1 protein-coding gene is annotated in these 281 nt (G+C 70.5%); it reads right to left on the bottom strand.

Annotated features, from left to right (window positions below; all coding sequences use genetic code 11):
- Window positions 1-281 (bottom strand): exonuclease domain-containing protein (locus tag FLQ44_RS22770; protein WP_276607911.1); only part of this gene is annotated, 281 nt, incomplete at both ends.

Below are 281 nucleotides of genomic sequence, written 5' to 3'. Positions count from 1 at the left end.
AGCAGCTCGGCGTCGAGCAGTGCGCCGTGCAGGTTGCGGTGGCCGTTGTCGACGCCGAGGCGCTTGCACAACGCATCGAGGCTGTTGCGCTGGCCGGGATAGCGCTCGCGCGCCATCGCCAGGGTGTCGGTGACGATGGCGAGGTCGCGCACGCTGGGGCCGTTCGGCAGGCGCGCCAGTTCGGCATTGAGGAAGCCGACGTCGAAGGCCGCGTTGTGGGCGATCAGCTCGGCGCCGCGCAGGAACTCGATCAGCTCATCGGCGATGCCGGCGAAGCGCGG

Origin of the sequence: Vogesella mureinivorans (assembly GCF_007644035.1) — a bacterium.
In the GTDB taxonomy this organism is placed as follows: domain Bacteria; phylum Pseudomonadota; class Gammaproteobacteria; order Burkholderiales; family Chromobacteriaceae; genus Vogesella; species Vogesella mureinivorans.
This window is presented reverse-complemented; position numbering and strand designations above follow the sequence as displayed.